Source organism: Gluconobacter kondonii (assembly GCF_002723995.1).
GTDB classification, from domain to species: Bacteria; Pseudomonadota; Alphaproteobacteria; order Acetobacterales; family Acetobacteraceae; genus Gluconobacter; species Gluconobacter kondonii.
The window spans coordinates 77,934-90,352 of record NZ_BEWP01000002.1 but is presented as its reverse complement, the minus strand read 5'-3'; the positions used below and the strand labels follow the sequence as shown (position 1 = coordinate 90,352).

11 protein-coding genes are annotated in these 12,419 nt (G+C 59.0%); 10 read left to right on the top strand and 1 reads right to left on the bottom strand.

Annotated elements, in window-relative coordinates; all coding sequences use genetic code 11:
• Positions 1-3: 3 nt before the first annotated feature.
• The 4 genes from GKO01_RS02875 (at position 4) to GKO01_RS02860 (ending at position 6,014) form a co-directional block, all read left to right on the top strand.
• Positions 4-2,967: a glycosyltransferase gene (locus GKO01_RS02875; RefSeq protein ID WP_244901299.1), complete on the top strand. Its 2,964-nt coding sequence runs from the start codon at positions 4-6 to the stop codon at positions 2,965-2,967.
• 183 nt (positions 2,968-3,150) lie between these two features.
• On the top strand, positions 3,151-4,116 hold the full coding sequence (locus GKO01_RS02870) for a hypothetical protein (protein ID WP_099285669.1): 966 nt from the start codon (positions 3,151-3,153) through the stop codon (positions 4,114-4,116).
• Between the two features lie 135 nt (positions 4,117-4,251).
• Entirely contained in the window at positions 4,252-5,478 is a 1,227-nt protein-coding gene (locus GKO01_RS02865; RefSeq protein ID WP_099285668.1) for a glycosyltransferase family 4 protein, read from the top strand.
• A gap of 92 nt (positions 5,479-5,570) precedes the next feature.
• A complete protein-coding gene (locus GKO01_RS02860) occupies positions 5,571-6,014 on the top strand; it encodes a hypothetical protein (protein ID WP_145994730.1) in 444 nt (147 codons plus the stop codon).
• Between the two features lie 61 nt (positions 6,015-6,075).
• On the opposite strand, the gene dps is transcribed toward GKO01_RS02860, so the two are convergent.
• Positions 6,076-6,615, bottom strand: a complete 540-nt coding sequence (dps, locus tag GKO01_RS02855; RefSeq protein ID WP_099285666.1) for a DNA starvation/stationary phase protection protein Dps — start codon at positions 6,613-6,615, stop codon at positions 6,076-6,078.
• A 365-nt stretch (positions 6,616-6,980) separates the two neighbouring features.
• Between dps and pstC the strand changes: the two genes are divergently transcribed.
• The 6 genes from pstC to GKO01_RS02825 are packed head-to-tail and all read left to right on the top strand — an operon-like array spanning position 6,981 to position 12,416.
• The gene (pstC, locus tag GKO01_RS02850) at positions 6,981-7,961 is read left to right on the top strand and encodes a phosphate ABC transporter permease subunit PstC (RefSeq protein ID WP_099285852.1); all 981 of its coding nucleotides are present in this window, start codon (positions 6,981-6,983) and stop codon (positions 7,959-7,961) included.
• Positions 7,958-8,830: a phosphate ABC transporter permease PstA gene (pstA, locus tag GKO01_RS02845; protein ID WP_099285665.1), complete on the top strand. Its 873-nt coding sequence runs from the start codon at positions 7,958-7,960 to the stop codon at positions 8,828-8,830. The genes pstC and pstA overlap by 4 nt, the downstream gene beginning before the upstream one ends.
• Before the next feature lie 38 nt (positions 8,831-8,868).
• The gene (pstB, locus tag GKO01_RS02840) at positions 8,869-9,657 is read left to right on the top strand and encodes a phosphate ABC transporter ATP-binding protein PstB (RefSeq protein ID WP_099285664.1); all 789 of its coding nucleotides are present in this window, start codon (positions 8,869-8,871) and stop codon (positions 9,655-9,657) included.
• A 6-nt stretch (positions 9,658-9,663) separates the two neighbouring features.
• Positions 9,664-10,398: a phosphate signaling complex protein PhoU gene (gene phoU, locus GKO01_RS02835; protein ID WP_099285663.1), complete on the top strand. Its 735-nt coding sequence runs from the start codon at positions 9,664-9,666 to the stop codon at positions 10,396-10,398.
• Positions 10,395-11,117: a response regulator gene (locus GKO01_RS02830; protein ID WP_099285662.1), complete on the top strand. Its 723-nt coding sequence runs from the start codon at positions 10,395-10,397 to the stop codon at positions 11,115-11,117. The genes phoU and GKO01_RS02830 overlap by 4 nt, the downstream gene beginning before the upstream one ends.
• Before the next feature lie 3 nt (positions 11,118-11,120).
• Positions 11,121-12,416 carry a sensor histidine kinase gene (locus GKO01_RS02825; protein ID WP_244901298.1) on the top strand — a complete coding sequence of 432 codons (1,296 nt, stop codon included), beginning with the start codon at positions 11,121-11,123 and terminating at the stop codon, positions 12,414-12,416.
• The last annotated feature ends 3 nt before the right edge of the window (positions 12,417-12,419 follow it).

Below are 12,419 nucleotides of genomic sequence, written 5' to 3'. Positions count from 1 at the left end.
TGCGTGTCTTCTGAGCGGCTCGCCTCCAGCGAACAGAAACTGAGTGCGTCATTCGCGGGCTTTGGACGGGTTGTCAGCGAAGAAGACCGGCTCCGCTGGCGGGAGGCCATGAGCCGTAGAGCGCAGGAGGCTTTTGCCAGAGGACAGGCCGCTCTTCAGGCGGGTAATACGTCTCTGGGTCTGTTCTGGTTGGAGCGGGCGGAAAGAATGTCCCGTCATAATCCCAATCTGAAATGGTCCGTCGGGCTGGCCTGTCTGTCGGCAGGGCGGATCAGCGACTGTTTGGTGCGAATGGAGGGGTTGCGTCAGGATTTCGGCTTGCGGGAAGCAGCGTTTCTGGAGGTTATCTGCCTTGTGCGGCTTCAGCGGATGGAAGAGGCCATTCACAGAATGCAGACGGCTCTTTCGCGTTTCCATGCCACGCCGCAAACGCATCTTCTGGCCAGACAGATCGCTGTTGCGGCTGGACGTCCGGGTTGGATGACCGCATCCAATACGGACACCATTTTCATCGAAGTATCCCGACCGTTCAAGCTGTTTCTGGACGGGCAGGAGTGCATTCAGGGAAACGAAAGCGGCACATATGATCTGCCGAAAGACTGGCGTTCGGCCCGTTCTTTGGACGTGCGCGTTGGTCGTCGGCATGTTCTCGGCAGTCCGTTGGACATTCGTGTCCTGACGCGATGTGAATCTTTTGTTGAAGCGACGTCTGATGGCCTGAGAGGCTGGATCTGGGCTCCGGCTGAACCTGAATATAGCCCTTGTGTCACGCTTTGGGATGGGGCCACCTTCCGGGCCGAGACATTTGCAGAGGATGTGGACAGCGACATTCCTCTGGCCCGCACGAAGGTTTTTCATATCCCAACCAGCCGTGTGCCAGAAAACGACACTGGCCCTCTGGCATTGCGAGACGAAAACGGATGTCTTTTGACGGGAGCACCCGTAGATCCGCTCGTAGGGAGACTGACGTTGGGCCGACGAGGTGGCCTGCCTGCCCGACTGCGGCCCGTAAAGGTCAGAACCTGGACGCCACGCCCGCGCTGTCCCCGCACAAGTCCGGGATGCGCGGTTGTCATTCCGGTTTATGCGGATCTGCGCCGGACAATGGCCTGTTTGCGCACCGTGCTGGCGACATGCCCGGCCGATGTGTCGGTGATCGTCGTGGACGACGCGACCCCTGAGCCTCCTCTGGCGCGAGCGCTCGATCAACTGGCAGCGGAAGGCCGGATCGTCCTGATCCGCCATCTCCAGAATCAAGGTTTTCCGATTTCTGCCAATGACGGCATGCGGGCGGCAGAGGGGCGGGATATTCTGCTGCTCAACAGCGATACGCTCGTTCCCGCGGGTTGGGTTGAACGGATGCGGGCAAGATTGGCCTTCACCGATGTTGGAACGGTGACGCCATTTTCCAATGACGCGACGATCCTGTCCTATCCTGCCGTGGATCGTCCCAATCCGGTTCCGTCACTTGCGGACATGCGGGCGCTGGACCGGCTGTGTCAGGAGACATTCAAAGCAACGGGCAAAACTTCTTGCGACGGGCCGGACCTCCCTACCGCTCACGGTTTTTGTATGGCGATTTCCGCAGATTGTCTGGCCGAGATTGGTCTGTTTCGGGAGGATCTGTTCGGTCAGGGGTACGGCGAGGAAAACGATTTTTGCCTTCGGGCGTCTGCGAGCGGTTTTCGACATCTCCCCGCCCCGGATCTGTTTGTCGCCCATATCGGATCGGTCTCATTCGGGACGGCCGGAAAATCTCTTGGTGCACGGAATCTGAAGATTCTTAACGCTCTGCACCCCGGTTATGATCGTCTGGTGAAACGCTTTATCGACGCCGACCCTCTGCATACAACCCGGCGCAGACTGGATATCGCACGTTTGATCCGTCTGGCTGGGGGGCGGTCTGCTATGCTGATGGTGCAGCATGACGCAGGAGGCGGTGTCGGGCGGGTGGTGCGTGAACGCTCGGAAGTGTTTGAAGCTGATGGTGGCTTGGCGCTTGCTCTGCGTCCCCATGAGCAAGGATGTAGTCTGGAAGATGCTTTGGACGACAAGCGCTTCCCCAACCTGACGTTCCGCCTTTCCGAGGACCTTCCGCTTCTGCTGGACGTGCTTCGGACCGTGCGGGTCCAGGTTGTCGAATGGCATCATCTGATAGGCCATGCACCCTGCGTCAGAACATTACATGAGCGGCTTGGGGTGCCGTATGATGTGTTTATTCACGACCATGTCTGGTTTTGCCCGCGTATTTCCCTCTGCGACGGAGAGGGGCGTTACTGTGGCGAGCCGGACATAACGGGATGTGAACAGTGTGTGACACGCTGGGGTGGTTATCTGGGAGAAGACATTTCGGTGTCTGCTCTGGTGGCGCGTTCAGGACAGGAGCTGTCTGGCGCCCGAAGGCTCATGGCGCCTTCTGAAGACACCGTGCGACGGATCAGACGGCACTTTCCCGGTGTGATTATTGAAGCTGTTGCGCTGGAAGATGATGCTACGCTTCGCAAGAGTATCCGGACAGGTCATCACGCCGCATATGGGCAACCGGTGCGGGTTTGTGTCGTGGGCGGGATCAGTCGGTGGAAAGGGTACGACGTCCTGCTGACACTAGCTGCCGAAATCCAGAAGCACCGCCTTCCGATTGAGCTTTCTCTGGTTGGACATACGCATGATGACGATGCTCTGATGTCGCTCGGAGTCCGGGTTACGGGTGAATATCGTGAAGATGAAGTGCAGGCATTGATCCAGCAGCAGCAGCCAGATGTCGGGCTGATTCCTTCCATTGCACCGGAGACCTGGTGTTATGCTCTGGGCCATATCTGGCGCAGCGGTCTGGAGGCGGTCTGTTTCGATCTGGGCGCACAGGGAGAGCGGGTCACGCGAAGCGGAACTGGTCTGGCTGTACCACTGGGGATGCCGCCGTTTCAGCTTGCCATGATAGTGATTCGACGCTGGGGCGCGCTTCAGTGAGGGATGGTTTACCTTTTCTATCGAAACAGTCCATTATGGTGGCTTGAACAGAAACCGGTATTTGTCGAAAGCTGTTGCAACATCTCGTCGGAATACCGCTCATAACTGTGACGACCATTCGTGACAGTCTAGAAACATGCCAGTATTATTGCCCGTAAGAACGGATGCAATTGGGAGTAGGGAATGTCTAACGCCGCCGAAGCACCACGACAGAACCGGGTCATCGACCTTAAGGCCGGGGCACATATGATGGTGCTGGATGCAGGAATTTTCTGCATTTTCCATGCTGCTGGTCAGGCTCCTGCAGGTCCCGCCGGATTGCCGGGCGTCCGGATTTCACGCGCGCCGGGTACGCCTCCCGGAATCGTGGCCGTCAGCACTTTCGAGGAAGATGGCTGGATCGGTGGCTCAAACGGCGCTGCTCTGGTGCGAGTCATGCGTGGTCCGGCCGCTGTTCTGGTGACAACGTATCAGGAGCCTGACAGCCTTCACGCAGCTCCTCGTCTGCAGGTTGCACAGCTTGCCGGTCCTGTGACTACAGCACCTTCGCAATCTGCTGTTCCAGAATCCGCTCCCGCGTCTCCTGCTGCTGAAAAGGTTGAAACTGCGGCGGAGCAGGCCGTTTCCAAGGATATTTCCGCACATATCCAACGCCGTGGCGATGTGACGGGTGGTATCGGGCACTGGATGGGTGTTCCGGGCAGCCAGGGTTGGATTGAGGGCTTTAGTATTGCTCCCGAAAATGGCGTTCCGGTTGCGGACATTGAATATCAGGCCGTTCTCGGCAAGGGATGGCTTTCCCCTTGGGCTGAAGGCGGTCAGTATTGTGGATCGCGTGGCATGGCGCTTCCGATCCTCGGGTTGCGTGTTCGTCTGAAGGGTGAATCCGCGAAAACATTGAAGATTCGTCTTACGGCGTCCTTCACGGATGGAACGCGCCTTGGCCCTGTTGATGGTTCCGAGGCGCTTGAAGCTGAAAGCCTCGCCCCTCTGGAAGCCTTCCTGCTTGAAATCGTGCCTGAAAATGAGGCACTGGTGGAGCCGGAAGCTCCTGCAAAGGCTGCCCCAAAGGCACGCGTTGCAAAAGCCGCTGATGCTCCGGCCAAACCCGCCGCATCCAGAAAGCGTAAATCTGCTGCGGTTTCCTGACTGCCATTGAGGTCTGGCAAAGTGACTGGGGAAGGAACCTGTGTTCCCCGGTCACTTTGAAGGTCTCTGTCATCCGCTGTCTTCTCCGTGCGCGAACAGGACTTCACGGAGGGTTCCAGTCGCTCCGGAGAAAACGTGCGTTACCTATTCGTCCATCAGAATTTTCCCGGGCAATTCCTTCATTTTGTCCGTCATCTCCTCGCGCAGGGTCACGAGATCGTCTTTATTTCGGAGGCGAACAACAACCATATTCCGGGTGTCAGGCGCGCTATCTACCGTGTCCCGCGTCTGCCTTCGATGGAGACGCATCCCCATCTGAGAGAATTTGAATATGGCCTGCTCCGTGCCGAAGCCGTTGCAACTGCGGCCCGCACGCTCAAGGGGCTGGGTTATGAGCCTGATATTATTGTCGGACATCATGGCTGGGGTGAACTGCTGAATCTGGGGGATGTTTTCCCCGGTTGTCCGATCCTTGGATATTTCGAGTTTTTCTACCACGCGGATCAGAATGATGTCGGTTTTGACCCGGAGTTCCCGCCCTCTGCGGAACTGGCGGCTGCCGTGCGGGTCAAGAATTCGATTAATCTGCAAGCACTTTGTCTGACAAACGGTTATGGTCAGAGCCCGACAAAATTTCAGCGTGAAACCTATCCTGAATGGGCGCGGGAAAAAATTTCACTGCTGCGGGAAGGGGTGAATCTGGATCTCTGTTCCCCCGAGCCTCAGGCTAAGCGGCGCAATCTCGTCATTAACGGGGTTCGGATCACCCCCAAAGATGCGCTTGTCACTTATGTTGCCCGTGATCTTGAACCCTATCGGGGATTTCATGTGGTCATGCGCGCGCTCCCGCGTATTCTGGCCGAGCGTAAGGATGCGCAGGTCATTCTTGTGGGTGGAGACAGGGTCAGCTACGGCACACTTCCTCCTAGTGGAGGAAGCTGGCGCGAATTCATGTTGCGCGAACTGGCGGGTAAGCTGGACCTTGACCGTGTGCATTTTGTCGGAAAGGTCGAATATGATGATTTCCGAGCCTTACTGCGACGATCAGATGCTCATTTGTATCTGACCTATCCGTTTGTTGCGTCCTGGTCTCTACGTGAAGCTATGGCGACAGGTTGTCCGGTTGTCGGGAGTGATACAGCGCCCGTCAGGGAATTCATTACGCATGATGTCACCGGGCGTCTGGTACCGTTTCTGGACTCAGCTGCAATCGCAGAGGCGACATTGCAGCTTCTGGATGATCGTCGCAGCGCCCGTCGATTGGGGCAGGAAGCCCGGCGTTATGCTGAAGCCGAACTCTGTTTGGATGATTATCTGGAGCGTTATGACGATTTGGTTCAACGGATCATCAAGACGAAATGACGTCGAAGAGCAAACAACAGGGATTTGATCTCTTTCTGTGGCCGTTTTTGATTGCAGAATTGACGAATTCCCGATGATGAAGCGCGCAGATCATGGTTAAAAACGAAGTTGTCTCGGCTATCAAAAACTCTCTGAGGAGTTGGGTTTGCAGAAAGGGCGTATCGTCCCATCCTGCTTTGCTTACAGACTCCGACTTTCATGCCCTTGCTGTTGCGACAACGGAGGGAATGGCTGAGACGCCGTCTTCGGAGGGAGTGCGGGAATGGGGCAGCCTGAAAGAGCTGACAAAAAACTGGATCGTTCACCAAAGGCCGCACGTTGAGCCGGGGCCATTAGGAACCAGTGATTTTGAACATCTGGCGGCTCTGATTGCCGCGGCTCTGCCAGATGAGCAGTCGTTTTCTTCTGCTGTGAAGCATGAGCCGTTACAGGACAGTTCTGAAGCCTGCACAGTTCCGCAATCGGAGGAGGATTGTCGGGTACATGACTCTATGCAGCTTGTTTTCGCTCGGGAGCATCTGGATCGCTGTCTCTGAATATCAAAACGCCCCGCAGGAGCCTGCGGGGCGTTTTGATATTTTTAAGAAATCGTTCGGATCAGTTGCGACTGCCCTTGTGGTCGCCATCACGCATCTGACCGGTCGGCTCCTGAACATGGGCCTCAAGGAACCACAGGTGCTTGTCGAGGCCACGGGACACTTCCGTGAAAATGTCAGCCGTGTCGTCATCGCCCGCTTCGTCCGTCACCTTGATGGACTCACGTACGTTGTTTGCCACTGTCGCATAGCGGTCGATCAGGGCCGCGAGGTGGTCTGCAACGCGATAGATGTTGTTCGGATAGGGCGTGCAGGCACTGTTTTTGGAAACGTCCTGCACGGTTCCGAGTGCTGTTCCCCCAAGCTGTACGGCACGCTCTGCAACGGTGTCTGAATAACCGTCAATGCTGGTGCGGAAGCCATCAAGCATTTCATGGACGCCGATAAACTGCGGTCCCTTGAGGTTCCAGTGGGCCTGCTTGGTGATCAGCGCCAGATCGATCAGGTCCGACAGGCGGGCGTTCAGCGTTTCGATGGAAACATTCTTGGTGTTGTCCGCTGTGTTGTTCTGCGTCACATGACGGTCTGTTCTGGAAACCATGTGAATACTCCTGAGCACTGGCTTACGGCCCGTTTCAGAGGACCGTCAAAGCCGCTGAGATGTCTTGGCACTCCGCTTGATGCGGGGCTGTCAGTGTCCCAAACGTGTTATCCGTAAGGAGGTTCCTTTGAGGGTGCTTCCATTTCTGACCTGATGGTTTTCTGTTTTGGAAAAGAACGTCGTGCGGGGTTTTTCTCTAGGTTTAGTGAGGTGTGTTCCGGGCATTTGATGCGGTAATGACATAAATCTTTCATCGGGTGTCGTTCCTGTTCCGGTTGTTCTTCCCCGACAGGAGGGCTAATGCACTGATGTGGTGGCTTCGGTCGCCGGATAATGCCCGTTTTTCAAGTCAGAGCTTTTCACGCATGACCCTTGCCACAGCCACGCCGTCCGAAGAGGCCCGCGACACGGCCGGTGCTTCCCGAAGTGGGAGCCGCCGCAGCGGTCCTGACACCGCCTTCCATTTTCTGGTGGCGGCATCTGCGCTGCTGGTTCTCGTGGTGCTGGGGGGGCTTGTGGTCCTCATGGGAATTGGGGGAAGCCAGGCGTTTCGGACGTTTGGTCTGGGTTTTGCCTTCAGTGATGTCTGGAATCCGGTTGCGGATCTTTATGGTGCCTGGGCGCCGCTGTTCGGGACGATTGTCAGTACGCTGATCGGTGTGGCGATCGCGCTGCCGCTGGCCTTTGGCACGGCGTTCTGGCTGACGGCGATGGCGCCGCCCCGGATTGCCGCCATCGTGGGGACGGCGGTTCAGCTTCTGGCTGCCGTGCCGTCGATCATCTTCGGTATGTGGGGCTTTTTCACGATCGTTCCCTTCATGGCGCGGACGGTCCAGCCGTTCCTGACCCATCATTTCAAGCACGTGCCGGGCATCAAATTCATTATTCATGGTGCGCCCTTCGGAACGGGCCTGATGACGGCCGGTCTGGTTCTGGCGGTCATGATTGCGCCTTTCATGACGGCAGTGATGCGCGACGTCTTTGCCGCGATGCCCAACATGTTGCGTGAAAGCGCCTATGGCCTTGGAGCCACGCGCTGGGACGTGATGTGGAAGGTTGTGGTGCCGTGGTCCCGCTCGGGCATGATCGGTGCGATCGTGCTGGGCATGGGGCGCGCGCTGGGCGAGACCATGGCCGTAACCTTTGTGATCGGGAACGTGACGGATGTTGGCTGGTCGCTGTTTGCGCCGCGCAGCACGGTTGCGTCTCTGATCGCTCTTCAGTTTCCGGAAAGTCCGGCTGGATCGTTGCGACTTTCGGCGCTTTTGGCGCTGGGCTTCATTCTGATGCTGCTGTCATTCGCCAGTCTGGCGTTGGCGCGGATGCTGCGGGGGAATACGAAATGAGCGATAGCGTCGTTTCCACCAACGGCTGGAAGCCCAACCCCCGCGCAGCCCGTCGTCGGAGCGCCGATCATGTGGCCACCGCTTTCGGGATGGTCATGGCGGGCATCCTCGTGCTGGTTCTGGCGTCTATCCTGTGGACCCTGCTGTCCCGCGGGCTTGCCGGACTGTCCGCTGCTGCGATCATGAAACCGATGGGGCCGCCGGGCTCGTCTTCCGGTCTGGCGAATGCCATCGTGGGCAGTCTGATCCAGACGTTTCTGGCCCTGCTGCTCGCGACGCCGCTCGGGCTCGGATGCGGGATCTATCTTTCGGAATACGGGACGGACACCAATAAATTCGCATCCTGCGTCCGGTTCGTCTCAGACGTGCTGATGTCGGTGCCGTCCATTCTGGTGGGTCTGTTCGTCTATCAGGTTATGGTGGCGCCGTTCGGACATTTCTCCGCGCTGGCCGGTTCCGTGGCTCTGGCCATTCTGGCTGTTCCGATCATTGTTCGTACGACCGAGGACATGCTGCGTCTCGTTCCGACTGCCATGCGCGAAGCTGGTGCGGCTCTGGGAGCAACGCGCTGGAGGGTGACGCTGTCGCTGTGCCTGCGTTCCGCCAAGACGGGCGTTCTGACGGGCATTCTTCTGGCGCTGGCCCGTGTGAGCGGTGAGACGGCGCCGCTGCTGTTTACATCGCTGGGCAACCAGAACTGGTCTTTCAGCCTCACCCGCCCGATGGCGAGCCTGCCGGTGACGATCTACCAGTATGCCGGTGCGTCCTATGAAGACTGGGTACAGCTTGCCTGGGCCGGTGCGCTTCTGGTGACGATGGGTGTGCTGGCCATCAATATTGCCGTCCGCGTCTCGGCGCGACGCGGATGACCCCGGGAACACTGCAGGGGATGACACAGGATTCCATGATGACCAAGACTGATCCGCAGGCGGCGAAGAGCCCTGAAGTGGCGCTGGCTGTCCGCAACCTGAATTTCTATTACGGCGAAAACCACGCCCTGCACGACATTTCGGTGGATTTTCAGGCCCGTCGGGTAACGGCCATGATCGGGCCGAGCGGCTGTGGCAAATCCACGTTGTTGCGGATTTTTAACCGCATGTATGACCTGTATCCCGGCCAGCGTGCGACCGGCGAAGTCATGTTCGACGGGCGCAATATTCTGGATCACGATCTGGACCTGAATATCCTGCGTGCGCGTGTGGGTATGGTGTTCCAGAAGCCGACGCCGTTTCCGATGTCGATCTATGACAATATCGCGTTCGGCGTGCGTCTGCATGAAAAGCTGAACAAGGCGGACATGGATGCGCGCGTTCAGGACGTTCTGACGCGTGTGGCGCTGTGGAACGAAGTCCGGGACCGTCTGAACGCTCCTGCTTCCGGTCTTTCCGGTGGTCAGCAGCAGCGTCTGTGCATTGCGCGTTCCATTGCGACGCGGCCTGAAGTCCTGCTGCTTGACGAACCGACTTCGGCGCTCGACCCGATTTCAACGGCGCGTATCGAAGAACTGCTTGACGAACTCAAGGAAGAATTCACGATTGCGATCGTGACCCACAACATGCAGCAGGCTGCACGCTGTGCGGATCAGGTAGCGTTCTTCTACATGGGGCGTCTGATCGAAGTGGATAGCGCGGACCGGATGTTCACCAATCCGAAGCAGCAGCAGACCCAGGACTACATCACCGGCAGGTTTGGATAACGCGTCATGGCTGACAGATCCCACATCGTCAAAAGCTACGAACAGGAGCTGGGCCAGCTCCGCTCCATGATGGCGCAGATGGGCGGCATCGTCGAAAATCAGGTTGCTCTCGCGCTGTCTGCCATTGCGGACCGTAACGAGGAAGCCGCCGATGCGGCGGCGCGCCAAGACCCGGAAGTGGACCAGCTCGAACGTGAGGTCGAAGGTCTTGCCATTCGTCTTCTGGCGCTGCGAAGCCCGATGGCGGGCGATCTGCGTGAAATCGTGGCGGCGCTGAAAATTACGGGCGATCTGGAGCGGATTGGCGATTATGCGTCTTCCATCGCGCGTCGTTCGCTGCGGATCCGGATGCCGGAAAACCAGATTTCGCTCTCGGGTTTGCGCAGCATGGGGCGTCTCGTGCAGGAAAACCTGCGCCGTTCGATTGATGCGATCACGCAGCAGGATTCCAACCGCGCCATGGAAGTCTGGCACTCGGACCGTGCGGTGGACGAATATTACACGGCTCTGTTCCGTGAACTCGTGACGTACATGATGGAAGATGCTCGCAATATCCGCGCCTGCACGGAATTGTTGTTCATCGCCAAGAACCTTGAGCGGATTGGCGATCATGCGACCAATATCGCCGAGCGCGTTTTCTACGCCGTGACCGGCGATAATCTGCCGTCCCTGCGCCCGCGCGGTGGCCCGGCTTCCGCCCTGACGGTGACGGAAACGATGCAGGAGCCGGACGTTCGGTGAAGAGCCCATCCCCCGCACGTGCCAAGGGGCTCGTTCTTCTCGTCGAGGACGATCCTGCCCTGCTGCTGATGACCTGCTACAATCTCGAACAGCGCGGCTATCGCGTCGAGACGGCGGAAGACGGAGAGGCGGCGCTTCTGGCGCTTGAGACGTCCCGCCCGGATGCCGTTGTTCTGGACTGGATGCTTCCGGGCCTGTCCGGACTGGATGTGTGCCGTCGCATCCGAGCCAACCCTGCGCTGCGGGACGTGCCGGTGCTGCTACTGACGGCGCGTTCGGCCGAGCAGGATGCGATCCGTGGGCTGGACACGGGCGCGGACGATTATCTGATGAAGCCGTGCAGCGTCGATACGCTCGATGCGCGTTTGCGCGCTCTGCTGCGGCGGCACCAGTCTTCCTATGATCGCCTGTCCTTCGCGGATATCACGCTCGATCCTGAAACGCACCGCGTGGAGCGTGGCGGTCGGATGCTGTCTCTGGGGCCGACGGAATATCGCCTGCTGGATCTGCTGATCCGCAATCCGCGCAAGGTGTTCTCCCGCGAGGATCTGCTGCGCCGGATCTGGGGGCAGAACATTCATGTCGAGATCCGGACGATCGACGTTCATATCCGGCGTCTGCGCAAGGCCATCAATGGGCCGGGCGAGATGGATCTGGTGCGGACCGTGCGTGCGGCTGGTTATGCGCTGGATGACGGCCCGACGACGGACGGCGCCTGACGGGTGTCGTCGGGAGCACTTTCCGGAGCGCTGCCGGGAGGAGGACTTCCGTCTGTAGCGGACACGCTGCCGTTGCAGGTAGGCATGGTCCTTGTCTGTGTGGCGCTCGCGGGATGGGTGCTGGCGGTCTGGCTCCTGCTGCGTCAGCCACGCGTTCCGACTTCGCCTCCTGACGACTACCTGAAACCCGTCTCTCCGGCCGATCTGCCGGTCGATCCGTTGCCCGCCTGTGCCGTAGTTCTGGATGGGCTGGGAGCGATCGTGCAGGTCAATGAAGAGGCAGCGTCCCAGTTCGGGGAAACGGTGGGCGCGATCCTGCGTCATCCAGCGGCCCGCTCGGCCCTGTCTGCGGCTTTGCGCGTTCCGGCACCATCCGGCACAGCGGAGGGTAACAGCCGTGGCGACCTGCCGCCCGTTTGCTCCACGACGTTCACGCTTGATGTGCCGGTTCCGCGGACGCTTCATCTGATGCTACGCCGTCTTCCGGGCGGCAAGGGGCAGGACAAGCGTGTTCTGGTCGTGCTGAACGATCATAGCGAGGCGCGGGCTGCGGACCGGACGCGAACGGACTTCGTGGCGCACGCCAGCCATGAATTGCGTACGCCGCTGGCGTCGCTGAGCGGATTTATCGACGCATTGCAGGGCGCGGCCGGGGAAAATCCGGTCATGCGTCAACAGTTTCTCGATATCATGCGCCAGCAGTCTGAACGGCTGAAACGGCTGATCGACCGGCTTCTATACCTGTCGCGTGTTCAGGCGCACGAGCATCAGCGTCCGCGCGATCTCGTGGATGTGGCGGATCTGATGGCCGTGGTACTCGGGGAAGTCGCGCCGCGTTTCGAGCGGGAAGGGCGTACGCTGACCCTTGAAGTCGAAGACGATCTCATGGTGCGGGCCGATGAGGACGAGATGGTGCAGGTGCTGCTCAACCTGATCGAGAACGCCCTGCGCTATGGTGCAAAAGAAGACGAGCCCCTGACCATTACGTTGTCGGCCCGGCGTGCTGTCATCCCCGATGATCGCTGGCCTGCGGATGGTGGCGTCATTCTCGGGATTGAGGACAATGGCTGTGGGATGGAGGCGCATCATCTGCCCCGTTTGACGGAGCGGTTCTATCGTGTTGGCGCGCCGACTGACGGGGCAGGGCAGGGGACGGGCCTGGGTCTGTCCATCGTACGGCATATTCTGGACCGGCATGGCGGGCGTCTTCGGATTGCGAGCGCGCCGGGCAAGGGGACGACCTGTCTGGTCTGGTTACCGGCTGCAGGGACCGCACTTGCGGTTTCGCTTGTGGAATGACAG